13 protein-coding genes are annotated in these 13328 nt (G+C 61.1%); 9 read left to right on the forward strand and 4 right to left on the reverse strand.

Annotated elements, in window-relative coordinates; genetic code table 11:
- The first annotated feature begins 169 nt into the window (after positions 1-169).
- Genes BT179_RS19470 through BT179_RS19480 form a run of 3 tightly spaced genes read left to right on the forward strand, consistent with a single transcriptional unit; the run spans position 170 to position 2806 of the window.
- Complete coding sequence (locus BT179_RS19470; RefSeq protein WP_072396036.1) at positions 170-1609, forward strand: cytochrome ubiquinol oxidase subunit I; 1440 nt, start codon at positions 170-172, stop codon at positions 1607-1609.
- Positions 1610-1612: 3 nt separating this feature from the next.
- The gene (cydB, locus tag BT179_RS19475) at positions 1613-2620 is read left to right on the forward strand and encodes a cytochrome d ubiquinol oxidase subunit II (RefSeq protein WP_053151661.1); all 1008 of its coding nucleotides are present in this window, start codon (positions 1613-1615) and stop codon (positions 2618-2620) included.
- Between the two features lie 21 nt (positions 2621-2641).
- A complete protein-coding gene (locus BT179_RS19480) occupies positions 2642-2806 on the forward strand; it encodes a DUF2474 domain-containing protein (RefSeq protein WP_072396102.1) in 165 nt (54 codons plus the stop codon).
- A 39-nt stretch (positions 2807-2845) separates the two neighbouring features.
- Here the strand turns inward: BT179_RS19480 and BT179_RS19485 are convergent, their stop codons facing one another.
- Together BT179_RS19485 and BT179_RS19490 are read right to left on the reverse strand one after the other, a co-directional pair.
- Complete coding sequence (locus BT179_RS19485; protein WP_072396039.1) at positions 2846-3970, reverse strand: methyltransferase; 1125 nt, start codon at positions 3968-3970, stop codon at positions 2846-2848.
- Positions 3971-4151: 181 nt separating this feature from the next.
- Complete coding sequence (locus BT179_RS19490; RefSeq protein WP_072396050.1) at positions 4152-4865, reverse strand: autoinducer binding domain-containing protein; 714 nt, start codon at positions 4863-4865, stop codon at positions 4152-4154.
- 295 nt (positions 4866-5160) lie between these two features.
- Between BT179_RS19490 and BT179_RS19495 the strand changes: the two genes are divergently transcribed.
- The gene (locus tag BT179_RS19495) at positions 5161-5937 is read left to right on the forward strand and encodes a ferredoxin--NADP reductase (RefSeq protein ID WP_072396057.1); all 777 of its coding nucleotides are present in this window, start codon (positions 5161-5163) and stop codon (positions 5935-5937) included.
- 41 nt (positions 5938-5978) lie between these two features.
- Here BT179_RS19495 and mscL read toward each other — a convergent pair whose 3' ends face one another.
- Positions 5979-6392, reverse strand: coding sequence for a large-conductance mechanosensitive channel protein MscL (gene mscL, locus BT179_RS19500; RefSeq protein WP_072396058.1), 414 nt, complete (start codon positions 6390-6392; stop codon positions 5979-5981).
- Between the two features lie 281 nt (positions 6393-6673).
- Between mscL and katB the strand changes: the two genes are divergently transcribed.
- From katB to radA, 3 genes are all read left to right on the forward strand, one after another.
- Complete coding sequence (gene katB / locus BT179_RS19505) at positions 6674-8215, forward strand: catalase KatB (RefSeq protein ID WP_072431378.1); 1542 nt, start codon at positions 6674-6676, stop codon at positions 8213-8215.
- A 66-nt stretch (positions 8216-8281) separates the two neighbouring features.
- The gene (locus BT179_RS19510) at positions 8282-8830 is read left to right on the forward strand and encodes an ankyrin repeat domain-containing protein (RefSeq protein WP_072396082.1); all 549 of its coding nucleotides are present in this window, start codon (positions 8282-8284) and stop codon (positions 8828-8830) included.
- 59 nt (positions 8831-8889) lie between these two features.
- Positions 8890-10257, forward strand: a complete 1368-nt coding sequence (gene radA / locus BT179_RS19515) for a DNA repair protein RadA (protein ID WP_072396084.1) — start codon at positions 8890-8892, stop codon at positions 10255-10257.
- A 229-nt stretch (positions 10258-10486) separates the two neighbouring features.
- Here radA and BT179_RS19520 read toward each other — a convergent pair whose 3' ends face one another.
- Positions 10487-10843, reverse strand: a complete 357-nt coding sequence (locus tag BT179_RS19520; protein ID WP_072396086.1) for a PilZ domain-containing protein — start codon at positions 10841-10843, stop codon at positions 10487-10489.
- Between the two features lie 160 nt (positions 10844-11003).
- Here BT179_RS19520 and BT179_RS19525 point away from each other — a divergent pair, with 160 nt between their 5' ends.
- On the forward strand, positions 11004-13070 hold the full coding sequence (locus BT179_RS19525; RefSeq protein WP_072431377.1) for a carbon starvation CstA family protein: 2067 nt from the start codon (positions 11004-11006) through the stop codon (positions 13068-13070).
- A gap of 16 nt (positions 13071-13086) precedes the next feature.
- Entirely contained in the window at positions 13087-13284 is a 198-nt protein-coding gene (locus tag BT179_RS19530) for a YbdD/YjiX family protein (RefSeq protein ID WP_072390895.1), read from the forward strand.
- Positions 13285-13328: the final 44 nt, after the last annotated feature.

Genomic DNA, 13328 nt, shown 5'->3' on the forward strand with positions numbered 1-13328 from the left:
TTGATCCAGATCAACACCGCTCCGAGGCGTTGGCCTGGAGGCCATCTGGCCAGATACCTGCGTCGTGACGGTTTTAAAAAGAACGATTTGAAAGGCATCGCACTCCATATTCGAGGGGCCGTGATGCAGGCCCCACCCGCAGCCGGTTTTACCTGACAGAGGAAGACTTATGTTCGGTTTGGAGGCGCTCGATCTCGCCCGGATCCAGTTTGCATTCACGATCTCGTTCCACATCCTGTTCCCGGCCATCACGATCGGCCTGGCGAGTTACCTGGCGGTGCTCGAAGGGCTGTGGCTCAAGACCCGCGACGACACCTATCGTGACTTGTACCACTTCTGGTCGAAGATCTTCGCCGTCAACTTCGGCATGGGCGTGGTGTCCGGATTGGTCATGGCGTATCAGTTCGGGACCAACTGGAGCCGGTTCTCGGACTTCGCCGGTGCGGTCACCGGGCCGCTGCTGACCTACGAGGTGCTCACGGCATTCTTCCTCGAAGCGGGCTTCCTCGGCGTGATGCTGTTCGGCTGGAATCGCGTCGGCCGTGGCCTGCATTTCTTTTCCACGGTGATGGTGGCGATCGGCACGCTGATCTCCACCTTCTGGATCCTGTCCTCCAACAGTTGGATGCAGACGCCGCAGGGGTACGAAATCGTCGATGGCCGGGTGATTCCGGTGGACTGGCTGGCGGTGGTGTTCAACCCGTCATTCCCTTACCGCTTGCTGCACATGTCTACGGCGGCGTTTGTCGCCACGGCATTCTTCGTCGGCTCCTCGGCTGCCTGGCACCTGCTGCGCGGTCGCGACAACCCGGCCATCCGCCGCATGCTGTCGATGGCGATGTGGATGGCGTTGCTGGTGGCGCCAATCCAGGCGGTCATCGGTGACTTCCACGGGCTCAACACCCTCAAGCATCAACCGGCGAAGATCGCGGCCATCGAAGGCCACTGGGAGAACGTCGGCAATGAGCCAACCCCGCTGATCCTGTTCGGCTGGCCGGACATGAAGGAAGAACGGACCAGGTTCGCGGTAGAGATTCCCTACCTGGGCAGCTTGATCCTGACCCACAGCCTGGACAAGCAGGTGCCGGCCCTCAAGGAATTCCCGCCCGAGGATCGCCCGAATTCGACCATTGTGTTCTGGTCGTTCCGGATTATGGTGGGCCTGGGGCTGCTGATGATCTTCACCGGTCTGTGCAGCCTCTGGCTGCGTCGTGGCGGCCGGCTCTATCAGTCGCGACCGTTCCTGCACATGGTGCTGTGGATGGGCCCGTCCGGGTTGATCGCGATCCTGGCGGGCTGGTTCACCACCGAAATCGGTCGCCAGCCCTGGGTGGTCTACGGCCTGATGCGCACGGCCGATGCTTCGTCCGGTCACAGCTTCGCCCAGATGAGCATCACCCTGGTGCTGTTCGTGGTGGTGTACTTCGCGCTGTTCGGTGCCGGCCTGAGCTACATGATGCGTCTGGTACGCAAGGGCCCGGTGGCCCACGAAGCCGAGCCGACCGATGGCGGCCCGGGCCAGAAACGCACCCCGGCCCGGCCACTGTCAGCCGCCAACGAAGGTGGCGACGATGTGGACCACAACGACCGCTCGAACAAGGGGAATTGAGTCATGGGTATTGATCTTCCGCTGATCTGGGCCGTGGTCATCATCTTCGGCATCATGATGTACGTGATCATGGACGGCTTCGACTTGGGGATCGGTATTCTCTTCCCCTTCATCAAGGGCGAGCGCGACCGCGATGTGATGATGAACACCGTGGCGCCGGTCTGGGACGGTAACGAAACCTGGCTGGTGCTGGGCGGCGCCGGTCTGTTCGGGGCGTTCCCGCTGGCTTATTCGGTGGTGCTCTCGGCGTTGTACCTGCCGTTGATTCTGATGCTCATCGGCCTGATCTTCCGGGGCGTTGCCTTCGAATTCCGCTTCAAGGCCAAGGCCGACAAGCGCCACCTCTGGGACAAGGCCTTCATCGGCGGCTCGCTGGCGGCCACTTTCTTCCAGGGGGTAGCGCTGGGCGCGTTCATCGACGGCTTCGAGGTAGTCAATCGTCAGTATGCCGGGGGCTCCCTGGACTGGTTCACGCCGTTCACCGTGTTCTGCGGCCTGGCACTGATCGCTGCCTATGCCTTGCTCGGTTGCACCTGGCTGATCATGAAGACCGAAGGCAAGCTGCAGGAACAGATGCACGACCTGGCCCGGCCGCTGGCGTTCGTGGTGCTGGCGGTGATCGGTATCGTCAGCATCTGGACACCGTTGGCCCACGCCGATATCGCGGCCCGCTGGTTCACCCTGCCGAACCTGTTCTGGTTCCTGCCGGTGCCGATCCTGGTGCTGGTAACCATGTACGGGCTGTTCCGGGCGGTGGCCCGCAACGCCAACTACACACCGTTCATCCTGACCCTCGTGCTGATCTTCCTTGGCTACAGCGGCCTGGGGATCAGCCTGTGGCCGAACATCGTGCCGCCTTCCATTTCGATCTGGGATGCGTCTTCACCACCCCAGAGCCAGGGGTTCATGTTGGTCGGGACGCTGTTCATCATTCCGTTGATCCTGGTGTACACCTTCTGGAGCTACTACGTGTTCCGGGGCAAGGTGACCCATGATGACGGTTACCATTGATTGACCTGCGAGGTGTTGCGGATGGCCAAGCCAGAGCTCAAAGACATCGAAGCCGCTGAAAAGAAGCCGCTCTGGCAGCGGCTTGGCTGGCTGGTGGGGATCTGGGCGGGCAGTGTGCTGGCGTTGTTCATCGTCGCCAGCCTGATGCGCATGTTCATGAACGCCGCCGGCCTGACCACCCATTGATCGCCGATGGGAGCGAGTCGGGCTCGCATCCCGCGGTCGCTATTTGCGGGCTTTGAGAATGACGAATTTCGGCGTCGCGGCCACTTGCTCGACGCCCCGGAACAGCCGCGCCAGTTTGCTGTGATAACCCAGGTGCCGGTTGCCGACGATGTACAGCGCGCCGCCGACCACCAACGCCTCGCGAGCCTGCTGGAACATCCGCCAGGCCAGGAAGTCGCCCACCACCTGTTGTTGATGGAAGGGTGGATTGCACAGCACCACGTCCAATGACTGCGCAGCTTGCCCGGCCAGGCCGTCACCGGCCCGCACGGTCATCTCGCGCTCGCCCAGGGCTGCCCGCCAGTTCTCGGCGGCCGATTGCACGGCCATGTAGGATTCATCCACCAGGGTGTAGTGGGCCTGTGGGTTCTGCAGGGCGCTGGCAATGGCCAGCACGCCGTTGCCGCATCCCAGGTCCGCGACTTGGGCGGCCCCCAGGTTCTTCGGCAGATGCGGCAGGAACGCCCGGGTGCCGATGTCCAATCCTTCCCGGCAGAACACGTTGGCGTGATTGAGCAGTTCGATCTTCGGTTCTTCCAGCAGGTAGCGGGTAGGGTAGGGCGATACCGCTGGCGCTCTGTCGGCTGGCGTGGCGATCAGCAAGCGGGCTTTCTTCACCGCCAGCGAGGCCTGCACCGGGCCGATGTAGCGCTCCAGCAGATCACCCGCGGCCCGGGGCAGGTGCTTGACCATGGCTGCGGCGATCACCTGGGCGCCGGGCGCCAACTGACCTTGCAGGCGGATCAGTTGTTCTTCCAGCAGGGCCAGGGTCTTCGGCACTTTGATCAGGACACGGTCGAAGGGCCCGACCAACGGTTCGCTGGCCGGCAATGTAGGCACCGCATCGAAAGCGCGTCCATTGCGCACCAGGTTCTTTTCCAGTGCCTGCAAGGCCAGGAACGAGTCGCTGCTGCTGATCACATCGACCTTGCCGGCCAGGCTGGCGGCCAGGGCACCGAAACCGTCATTGAGCACCAGGACCCGGGTACTCGTGGCCGGTTGCTGCTCGGCCAGATGAGCGAGCAGATATTCATCGGCCGCATCGAAGGCCTGCAGCGGTTCGTTCTGCTGTTCGGGCTGGCGGATCAGGTCGAGCTGGGCGAAGGGGCTGTCAAGCAGGGGCATGGCTGGGGACTCTGGCAATCGACGGATGTCCCGCTGCCCTGGGGCAGGTGTTCGCAGCGGGACCGCCTGAATGAACTGCGTCGCGTGCTAGGCGCGTCATCATTCAAGTGGAGCCGTGAATGGTACGTTTTTTTGCTGTGCAATACTCGTGGGTTTTCAGGCTGACGGTGTGGGTTCGCTCTCAAATCACATGAATGTGGGCCGCCTTGGCGACGGCTGAAATCTTGTTGCTGACGTTCAGTTTGCGCATGCAACTGCACACATGAAAGTTAACGGTGCGTTCGGAAAGGCACAGGATTCTGCCCACTTCCGACGCGGTCTTCCCTTCGGCGGACCACCTGAGCACTTCGATCTCCCTGGGCGATAAATGGCATTTATGCGTGGTTTCGGCGACATCCGACATTTTTTTACTGGCCAGTGCATGCAACCGCTGACTGGCGAAAATGGCGTAGCCGAGATTCCCGTAATGCTCCTCTATATCGATCGGACAATGAGTCCGGGCAAGACTGAACAGGCTGCAATAAACACCGTGATCGTCATGGACGGACTGAGTCCAGCCGTACCTGAGGCCTTGTCGGTTAAGTTCGTGCCATAACTTGGGCGCTTGGGCGAAGAGGTTTTCATCCCAGAGGATTGGAAGGGGTGATTGATTGCAGTGTGCTACTATCGGATCGTTCGAAGCATACCCGTTCTGTTCATATAATCGGTCCCATCCATAGGGATAGTTATTCAGGTTTACCTTGGTGGTATGGTTGCTGGGGCTGCCGAGATAGGCCGCAAATGCGCAAAACTCAAATCCTTGATTGTTAAAGAAATTCAAGACCAGGCGATAGGCGGCCTGGAGGTCTTTTTCGCAAGATAACTTCCTCAACTGTAAGTCCTTCCACTTGTCCATCACACTCTCCTGGGTTGACGTTCAGCTGCGTGGATCCAATCTTGGGGGTGCGAAAGAACAGTGTAGGACTTTTCCTAACTTGTAGTTAGATTTTTTAATGTTGCTTACACGAAGCTACGTTGGATTAAACACTTTGAATAATTGTTACCGTTACAGGCTCGTATATTTGTATAACTTCTGTATACGAGCTGAAGAGCTGGCAATGAGTTTATGACTAAATGCCACTACTCTCTGTCGGTGGTTACGGCGCTCACTTTGCGGGACACTGTGGCCTCTCGTTCCTTTGGAGTGGCTCATGACCGACAGCGCAGAGAAGTTCACCCGCCAGACCTTGCTGGAGGTGCGACCATTGACGCCTCATCTGTTTACCCTGCGGACGTCCCGGGATCGTGGCTTCCGTTTCACGGCAGGTCAATTCGCCCGGCTGGGAGTCGTCAAGGCGGATGGCAGCACCGTCTGGCGCGCCTATTCCATGGTCTCTTCGCCGTTCGACGAGTTTCTCGAATTTTTTTCCATTGTCGTTCCCGGCGGTGAATTCACCAGCGAACTCAGCCGCCTGGAACCGGGTGACAGCCTGCTGGTGGAGCGCCAGGCCTTTGGCTACCTGACATTGGACCGCTTTGTGGACGGCAGGGACTTGTGGCTGTTGTCCACCGGAACAGGGGTCGCGCCGTTTCTTTCGATTCTCCAGGATTTCGAGGTCTGGGAAAGATTCGAGCGGATCGTCCTGGTGTACAGCGTCCGCGAAGCTCGGGAGCTGGCGTATCAGGAGCTGATCGACGGGCTGGCTCGGCGCGATTACCTGGCCGAGCACGCGCACAAGTTTCGTTTCATCGCGACGGTCACCCGCGAGCAGCATCCGGGCACGCTCAATGGGCGCATTACCACGCTGATCGAAAACGGTGAGCTGGAGCGGGCCGCCGGTGTCGCGCTGACCCCGGAGCATTCGCGGGTCATGCTGTGCGGCAACCCGCAAATGATCGACGACACGCGCAAGCTGCTCAAGGCCAGGGGGCTGCAACTGAGCCTTACCCGCCGGCCGGGCCAGGTGGCAGTGGAGAATTACTGGTAGGAACAAGGCGTCGCCAGGACGCCTCGTTCAATGCCGATCGATCAGGGCCGTTCGTTCTGGGCCTTGAGCAGGTCGCGGATTTCACTCAGCAATTGTTCTTCCTTGGTGGGTACCGGCGGCGCGCTGGGTGCCACGGCCTCTTCGCGCTTGAGACGGTTGATCGCCTTGACGCCCAGGAAGATGGCGAAGGCGACTATGATGAAGTCCACGGTGGTCTGGAGGAACTTTCCGTAGGCCAGCACCACGGCCGGGGCGTCGCCCTGTGCGGCCTTGAGGGTGATGGCCAGGTTGCTGAAATCCACGCCGCCGATCAGCAGGCCGATGGGAGGCATGATCACGTCGCCAACAAATGAAGAAACAATCTTGCCGAACGCAGCCCCGATGATGATCCCGACGGCCATGTCGACGACATTGCCTTTGACCGCGAAGGCCTTGAACTCGCTTAGCACGCCCATGAGTGATTCCTTGTGACTGATGAGGTTGGGTGGCAGTGTAATTCAGCCGGATGCGTCTCGCTCGAAACGCCTGCTTACAAAACACTTCGTTATCGACCCGGTTCCGGCCTGAAAGTTTACAAAGTGCCATCAATCGCGCGTGATACGCGCTTTCCCGTCGGTTCCCCATAACGTTTTTTCTATCGGAGCGGTATGGCATTTCTATTTAGGTTTTGCTTTTTCGGGCACTAGCCTCTGACAAGCGCACATGGATGCGCTCTATAACATCAGAGGAAATTCCTATGAATACTTCCCTTGGCGGCGGGGCTCTTTCCCACCGTCGCGCCCTTTTTGCACTGACCGCCGGCCTGCTGTCCCTTTCCGTCAATGCGGCCACCCTGACCCGGGATAACGGGGCGGCAGTTGGCGACAACCAGAACTCGCAGACGGCGGGTCCCAACGGCCCAACCCTGTTGCAAGACGTGCAACTGATCCAGAAACTCCAGCGCTTCGATCGGGAACGCATTCCAGAGCGCGTGGTCCACGCCCGTGGCACGGGTGCCCATGGCACCTTCACAGTGTCCAACGACCTCAGCGACCTGACCAAGGCGAAGGTCTTCGCGGCAGGCCAGACCACGCCGGTATTCGTGCGTTTTTCGGCCGTGGTGCATGGCAACCATTCGCCGGAAACCCTGCGCGACCCCCGTGGCTTCGCCACCAAGTTCTATACGGCCGACGGTAACTGGGACCTGGTGGGGAACAACTTCCCGACCTTTTTCATCCGCGACGCCATCAAGTTTCCCGATATGGTCCATGCGTTCAAACCCGACCCAAGAACCAATCTGGATGACGATTCACGTCGTTTCGACTTCTTCTCCCATGTTCCCGAGGCGACGCGTACCCTGACCGAGCTGTATTCCAACTCCGGCACGCCGGCCAGTTACCGTGAAATGGACGGTAATGGTGTTCATGCTTACAAACTGGTGAATGCCAAGGGTGAAGTTCATTACGTCAAGTTTCATTGGAAAAGTTTGCAAGGTCTGAAAAACCTCGACCCGAAAGAAGTTGTGAAAGTTCAGGGGCAGGATTACAGCCACATGACCAATGACTTGGTCACGCATATTAACAAGGGCGACTTCCCCAAGTGGGACCTGTATGTCCAGGTGCTCAAGCCGCAAGAGTTGTCCAAGTTCGATTTCGATCCGCTGGACGCCACCAAGATCTGGCCGGGAGTGCCGGAGCGTAAAGTCGGGCAGATGGTTTTGAACCGTAACCCGGCGAATGTCTTCCAGGAAACCGAACAGGTGGCCATGGCGCCTGCCAACCTGGTGCCTGGTATCGAACCTTCCGAGGACCGTCTGTTGCAGGGTCGGGTGTTCTCTTATGCCGATACCCAAATGTACCGGGTAGGCGCCAACGCATTGCAGTTGCCCATCAACGCACCCAAGGTTGCAGTGAACAACGGTAACCAGGACGGCGCGATGAACCTTGGCAGCACCAGTACCGGCGTCAACTATCAACCGAGCCGCCTGATGCCTCGCGACGAGCAGCCTTCGGCACGCTACAGCCAGACCGCGCTTGGCGGCAGCACCCAGCAGGCGAAGATCCAGCGTGAGCAGAACTTCAAGCAGGCCGGTGACCTGTACCGCTCGTTCAACCAGAAGGAGCGCAACGACCTGATCGAAAGCTTCGGTGGGTCGCTGGCGACCACCGATGACGAGAGCAAGCACATCATCCTGTCCTTCCTCTACAAGGCTGACCCTGAATATGGCACCGGCGTGGCCCGGGTTGCCAAGGGCGATCTGGCCCGGGTCAAGGCACTGGCGGAAAAACTGACCGACTGATCCACCTGCGCAAAACCTGTGGGAGCGCGTTCGCTCCCACAGTCACAGGCCCAAGGAGTCGCGCCGATGCGTCTGTTTCTCTTATCGCTGCTCGCCGCCTGGTCATTGAACGGGTGGGCCGACCAACCCGTGCCTACCGACCCGGTGGCGGTGCAGGAACAATTGCAGGCTTATTATTTCGACGCCGCCCGGCGGGGTGACGTGCCGATGCTCGAGACCTTCATCGAAGCCGGTTATTCGCTCGATACCCAGGATGAAAAAGGTTACACCGCCCTGATCCTGGCGGCTTATCACGGCCATGGCCCGGCGGTGGAACGGTTGCTGGCCGCTGGCGCCGATGCCTGCGCCCAGGACAAGCGGGGAAATACCGCACTGATGGGCGCCATCTTCAAAGGCGAGGTGCAGATTGCGCGTCGTTTGCTGTCTACCGATTGCAGTCCGGACCAGCGCAACGGCGCGGGGCAGACCGCGGCGATGTACGCCGGCCTGTTCAAGCGCGCTGAATTGCTCGAGGCCTTGAAGGCCAAGGGGGCAGACCTCGAGGCCCGGGACCCTTTGGGCAATACGGCGGCGGATCTGGCCAAGGGTGAAATCAGAATGCCGGCCCCACGTTGACGAACTGGCCGTTCGGGTCGTCGTCTGGGCTATCATCACGGTTTTTACCCGGAGTTCAGATGGCCAAGGCAAAGCGCATGTATGGCTGCACCGAGTGCGGCGCGACCTTTCCCAAATGGGCCGGCCAATGCAGTGAATGCGGTGCCTGGAATACCCTGACCGAAACCATGGTGGAAAGCGGCGGTGCCGCGGCGCCCACAGGGCGTACGGGCTGGGCTGGCCAGCAGGCGCAGATCAAGACCCTGGCCGAAGTCAGTGTCGAGGAAATCCCGCGCTTTTCCACGGCGTCCGGTGAGCTGGACCGCGTATTGGGAGGCGGACTGGTGGACGGTTCCGTGGTGTTGATCGGCGGGGACCCCGGCATCGGTAAATCCACGATCCTGCTGCAAACCCTGTGCAACCTCGCCACCCGCATGCCTGCGTTGTATGTCACCGGTGAGGAATCCCAGCAACAGGTCGCCATGCGGGCCCGACGCCTGGGCCTGCCTCAGGATCAATTGCGGGTCATGACCGAGACCTGCATCGAAACCATCATCGCCACGGCTCGCCTGGAAAAGCCCAAGGTGATGGTGATCGACTCGATCCAGACGATCTTCACCGAACAATTGCAATCGGCACCGGGGGGCGTGTCCCAGGTGCGGGAAAGCGCGGCGCTGCTGGTGCGTTACGCCAAGCAGAGCGGTACGGCGATTTTCCTCGTGGGCCATGTCACCAAGGAGGGCGCGCTGGCGGGGCCGCGCGTGCTGGAGCATATGGTGGATACGGTGTTGTACTTCGAGGGTGAGTCCGATGGGCGGCTGCGTTTGTTGCGGGCGGTGAAGAACCGCTTCGGCGCCGTCAACGAGCTGGGTGTGTTCGGCATGACCGACAGGGGGCTGAAAGAAGTCTCCAACCCTTCGGCGATCTTTCTGACGCGCGCCCAAGAGGAAGTGCCGGGCAGCGTGGTCATGGCGACCTGGGAAGGCACCCGCCCGATGCTGGTGGAAGTGCAGGCGTTGGTGGATGACAGCCATCTGGCGAACCCACGCCGGGTCACCCTGGGCCTGGATCAGAACCGGCTTGCCATGTTGCTGGCTGTCCTGCATCGCCACGGAGGTATTCCTACCCATGACCAGGATGTTTTCCTCAACGTGGTGGGCGGCGTCAAAGTGCTGGAAACCGCTTCCGACCTGGCCTTGATGGCGGCGGTGATGTCCAGCCTGCGCAATCGACCGCTGCCCCACGACCTGCTGGTGTTCGGTGAAGTGGGGCTGTCAGGTGAGGTTCGGCCGGTGCCCAGTGGGCAGGAGCGGCTCAAGGAAGCGGCCAAGCACGGTTTCAAGCGCGCCATCGTGCCCAAGGGCAATGCGCCCAAGGAAGCACCAGCGGGGTTGCAGATCATCGCGGTGACACGCCTGGAACAGGCGCTGGATGCGTTGTTCGAGTAACCCGGGAGGCTTTGCAAGGCCCTTTGTGAAGAGTGGGCTTGTCTGTGCTGAGGGGACTGTGTGTGGTAAGGGGAGTTATCTGTGGCGAGGGGATTTATCCCCGCTGGGCTGCGAAGCAGCTCCCGAATAAGCGACGCCAATCGACCTGAAACACCGGGTTGTCAGGTTTTAGGGCCGCTGCGCAGCCCAACGGGGATAAATCCCCTCGCCACAAGGGATCGGCGCTGATTCAGATATGGATCAGCGCCCCCAGTTCCCGCTCCAGCTCATCATTATCGGCCAGGTTCAGTTCCACCAGCCGGCGCAGATGGGCGATGGAGTCCAGGTCGATATGCTCGCAGACGAAGCCCAGGTGGCCGTGGTCGTCATGCATCAACCGGACTTCCATCTTCACCTTCACCTCGTTGCTCAGGTGAATGTCGGCGGTAAAGGTATGCTCGGGATCTCCCAGCCAGGGTTCGGGCTTTTCGATCAGCAGGCCCTTGAGGGACAGGTCCAGCAGTTCCACCGGCCATTTGTTGGACCCCTGGATCAGTTCGGTCCGGGCATGGAATTCAATTCGTACGAAGCGGCGGCGATCGCTCATTACGCTTTCCCTCTCGAAGATTCATTGACTATAGACGCCAACGGGCGGGGCATCGCCACCGTTCGCCCGCCGGCAGACGAATGTCGGGTATGGCCTTTGTCCGGGTTAGCGCTAAACTCCTGTGGCTGTCTTTCTTGTCCACCCTGGCTGGAATATAAAAATGAAAAACAATAATAGCCCGCTGCGCCATCTGCCCTGGCTACTGCTGGCCGTCGTGGGAGCGTGCGCCCTGGGCGTCGTGGCCTTGCGTCGAGGCGAGGCGATCAACGCCCTCTGGATCGTCGTCGCAGCCGTGGCCATCTACCTGGTCGCCTACCGCTACTACAGCCTTTTCATCGCCAACAACGTGATGCAACTCGACGCGCGCCGGGCCACTCCCGCCGTGCTCAATAACGATGGCCTGGACTATGTCCCGACCAACAAGCACATCCTCTTCGGCCACCACTTCGCGGCGATTGCCGGCGCGGGGCCGCTGGTCGGGCCGGTGCTGGCGGCGCAGATGGGCTACCTGCCCGGCACGCTCTGGCTGATCGCCGGCGTGGTGCTGGCCGGTGCGGTGCAGGATTTCATGGTCCTGTTCCTGTCCACCCGCCGCAACGGTCGCTCCCTGGGCGACATGGTGCGCGAGGAAATGGGCCGTATCCCCGGCACCATCGCGCTGTTCGGCTGCTTTTTGATCATGATCATCATCCTCGCGGTGCTGGCGCTGATCGTCGTCAAGGCCCTGGCCGAGAGCCCGTGGGGGATCTTCACGGTGATGGCGACCATCCCGATCGCGATGTTCATGGGCATCTACATGCGCTACATCCGTCCGGGCCGCATCGGTGAGATTTCCCTCATCGGCGTGCTGTTGCTGCTGGGTTCGATCTGGCTGGGCGGGCAGGTGGCCGCCGATCCGGTCTGGGCCAAGGCCTTCACCTTTACCGGCGTGCAGATCACCTGGATGCTGATCGGCTACGGCTTTGTCGCGGCGGTGCTGCCGGTGTGGCTGATCCTGGCGCCGCGGGACTACCTGTCCACGTTCCTCAAGATCGGTACCATCGTCGCCCTGGCGATCGGCATCCTGATCACCATGCCCGAGCTGAAGATGCCGGCGCTGACCCAGTTCACCGACGGCACCGGCCCGGTGTGGAAGGGAGGGCTGTTCCCGTTCCTGTTCATCACCATCGCCTGTGGCGCGGTGTCGGGCTTCCATGCGCTGATTTCATCGGGCACCACGCCCAAGCTGCTGGATAACGAAGTCAATGCCCGTTACATCGGCTACGGCGGCATGCTCATGGAGTCCTTCGTGGCGATCATGGCCATGGTCGCCGCTTCGGTGATCGAGCCGGGCGTGTACTTTGCCATGAACAGCCCGGCGGCCATCGTCGGGACCGACGTGGTGGCCGTGGCGCAGACCGTCAGCAACTGGGGCTTTGCCATCACGCCGGACGCGTTGCAGGCGGTGGCCAAGGACATCGGCGAAACCACCATCCTGGCCCGCGCCGGCGGTGCGCCGACCCTGGCGGTGGGTATCGCGCAGATCCTGCACTCGGTGCTGCCGGGTGAGAACACCATGGCGTTCTGGTACCACTTCGCGATCCTGTTCGAAGCGCTGTTCATCCTCACCGCGGTGGACGCCGGCACCCGTGCCGGGCGGTTCATGCTGCAGGACCTGCTGGGCTCGTTCGTGCCGGCCCTCAAGCGCACCGAATCCTGGCCCGCCAACCTGATCGCCACCGCCGGTTGCGTGGCACTGTGGGGCTACCTGCTGTACCAGGGCGTGATCGACCCGCTGGGTGGCATCAACACCCTGTGGCCGCTGTTCGGCATCTCCAACCAGATGCTGGCGGGGATCGCCCTGATGCTCGGTACCGTGGTGCTGATCAAGATGAAGCGCCAGCGCTACGTCTGGGTCACGCTGCTGCCGGCGACGTGGCTGCTGATCTGCACCACCACCGCGGGCCTGATCAAGCTGTTCGACGCCAACCCGGCGATCGGCTTCCTGGCCCTGGCGCGCAAGTACAACGATGCCCTGGCCGCCGGCCAGGTCCTGGCCCCGGCCAAGAGCGTGGAGCAGATGCAGCACGTGGTGTTCAACGCCTACACCAACGCCACGCTGACGGTGCTGTTCCTGTTCGTGGTCTTCAGCATCCTGTTCTACGCGCTCAAGGTCGGCATCGCCGCCTGGGGCACGAAAGAGCGCACGGACAAAGAAGCGCCATTCCAGGCCCTGCCGGACGCGTAACCAGAGGATTGCAACGATGTTCAATGACTTGAGTCGCCTCGGTAAATACCTCGGTCAGGCCGCCCGCCTGATGGTCGGCATGCCCGACTACGACAACTACGTCGAGCACATGCAAACCAAGCACCCGGACAAGCCGCTGATGGACTACGAGGCGTTCTTCCGCGAACGCCAGGAAGCCCGCTACGGCGGCAAGGCCGGGCCCAAGTGCTGTTGAACCGCTGATTGCCGGCGGATGATGCAACCCTTGTGGGAGCGAGC

This window comes from Pseudomonas sp. NFACC43 (genome assembly GCF_900119645.1).
GTDB lineage: Bacteria > Pseudomonadota > Gammaproteobacteria > Pseudomonadales > Pseudomonadaceae > Aquipseudomonas.

Coding starts and splice junctions, on each gene's coding strand:
- BT179_RS19485 (WP_072396039.1), bottom strand. CDS start 3,970: ATGCCCCTGCTTGACAGCCCCTTCGCCCAGCTCGACCTGATCCGCCAG.
- BT179_RS19510 (WP_072396082.1), top strand. CDS start 8,282: ATGCGTCTGTTTCTCTTATCGCTGCTCGCCGCCTGGTCATTGAACGGG.
- cydB (WP_053151661.1), top strand. CDS start 1,613: ATGGGTATTGATCTTCCGCTGATCTGGGCCGTGGTCATCATCTTCGGC.
- BT179_RS19495 (WP_072396057.1), top strand. CDS start 5,161: ATGACCGACAGCGCAGAGAAGTTCACCCGCCAGACCTTGCTGGAGGTG.
- BT179_RS19520 (WP_072396086.1), bottom strand. CDS start 10,843: ATGAGCGATCGCCGCCGCTTCGTACGAATTGAATTCCATGCCCGGACC.
- BT179_RS19470 (WP_072396036.1), top strand. CDS start 170: ATGTTCGGTTTGGAGGCGCTCGATCTCGCCCGGATCCAGTTTGCATTC.
- mscL (WP_072396058.1), bottom strand. CDS start 6,392: ATGGGCGTGCTAAGCGAGTTCAAGGCCTTCGCGGTCAAAGGCAATGTC.
- BT179_RS19525 (WP_072431377.1), top strand. CDS start 11,004: ATGAAAAACAATAATAGCCCGCTGCGCCATCTGCCCTGGCTACTGCTG.
- katB (WP_072431378.1), top strand. CDS start 6,674: ATGAATACTTCCCTTGGCGGCGGGGCTCTTTCCCACCGTCGCGCCCTT.
- BT179_RS19480 (WP_072396102.1), top strand. CDS start 2,642: ATGGCCAAGCCAGAGCTCAAAGACATCGAAGCCGCTGAAAAGAAGCCG.
- BT179_RS19490 (WP_072396050.1), bottom strand. CDS start 4,865: ATGGACAAGTGGAAGGACTTACAGTTGAGGAAGTTATCTTGCGAAAAA.
- radA (WP_072396084.1), top strand. CDS start 8,890: ATGGCCAAGGCAAAGCGCATGTATGGCTGCACCGAGTGCGGCGCGACC.
- BT179_RS19530 (WP_072390895.1), top strand. CDS start 13,087: ATGTTCAATGACTTGAGTCGCCTCGGTAAATACCTCGGTCAGGCCGCC.